Origin of the sequence: Pseudomonas sp. NPDC090592, from assembly GCF_044769185.1 — a bacterium.
Classification (GTDB): domain Bacteria; phylum Pseudomonadota; class Gammaproteobacteria; order Pseudomonadales; family Pseudomonadaceae; genus Aquipseudomonas.
On the sequence record NZ_JBIVXJ010000070.1, the window covers coordinates 1 to 1,253 of the forward strand.

At 61.1% G+C, this 1,253-nt stretch carries 2 protein-coding genes; both read right to left on the bottom strand.

The features are described 5' to 3' along the window. Window positions 1-17: 17 nt before the first annotated feature. Window positions 18-800 carry a hydroxypyruvate isomerase gene (gene hyi, locus ACIQUI_RS28425; RefSeq protein ID WP_403204413.1) on the bottom strand — a complete coding sequence of 261 codons (783 nt, stop codon included), beginning with the start codon at window positions 798-800 and terminating at the stop codon, window positions 18-20. Window positions 801-854: 54 nt separating this feature from the next. Next, on the bottom strand, window positions 855-1,253 hold a 399-nt coding region (locus ACIQUI_RS28430; RefSeq protein WP_403204416.1), incomplete at its 5' end, for a thiamine pyrophosphate-dependent enzyme.

Sequence of the window (1,253 nt, forward strand, 5' to 3'; positions counted from 1 at the left end):
GGCTAGCGTTCAGCCGTTCAGATTGCGTTGTGCGTTTTCAGCCAGCCCAGGCCGGCTTCGGTGGTGGTCTTGGGCTTGTACTCCGCGCCCACCCAACCCTGGTAGCCGATGCGGTCCAGGTGCTCGAACAGGAAGCGGTAGTTGATCTCGCCGGTGCCGGGTTCGTTACGGCCCGGGTTGTCGGCCAGTTGCACGTGGTTGATCAACTGCAGGTTGGTTTCCAGGGTGCGCGCCAGGTCACCTTCCATGATCTGCATGTGGTAGATGTCGTATTGCAGGAACAGGTTGTCGCTGCCCACTTCGGCCTGGATTTCCAGGGCCTGTTTAGTGGTGTTCAGGTAGAAACCCGGGATGTCGCGGGTGTTGATCATTTCCATGACCAGGCGAATACCGGCGGCCTTGAGCTTGTCGGCGGCGTAGCGCAGGTTTTCCACGAACGTCTTGCGCACGGTGGCGCAGTCCGGGCCTTGTGGGCGAATACCGGCCAGGGCGTTGACCTGGGTGTTGCCCAGCACCTTGGCGTATTCGATGGCCTTGTCGACACCGGCACGGAATTCTTCGATGCGGTCAGGGTGGCAGGTGATGCCACGTTCACCTTTGGCCCAGTCGCCAGCGGGCAGGTTGAACAGCACCTGGGTCAGGCCGTTGGCTTCCAGTTGCTGCTTGATTTCGGCTGCACTGAAGTCGTACGGGAACAGGTATTCGACGCCGCTGAAACCAGCATCGGCGGCAGCCTTGAAGCGGGCCAGGAAGTCCTGTTCGGTGAACAGCATGGACAGGTTGGCAGCGAAGCGAGGCATGGGGTATCTCCTTGCGTTGAAGGCCCCCAGGGTATGCCTGGGGGCGTCAGGCGATCAGTCCAGCATCGAGATGGCGGTTGGCGCGTCGTTGCCGACCAGGGCCAGGTCTTCGAACTCGTTGACCGCGTTGATCTCGGTGCCCATGGAAATGTTGGTCACACGCTCGAGAATCACTTCGACCACCACCGGTACGCGGAACTCTTCGGCCATTTTCTGTGCCTTGAGCAGGGCAGGGGCGATCTCGGCCGGCTCGAACACACGGATGGCCTTGCAGCCCAGGCCTTCGACCACGGCGACGTGATCGACACCGTAGGTGGCAGCGTCGGTGGAGTTGATGTTCTCGAACGCCAGTTGTACACAGTAATCCATGTCGAAGCCACGCTGCGCCTGACGGATCAGGCCCAGGTAGGCGTTGTTCACCAGCACGTGGACGTACGGCAGGTTGAACTGCGC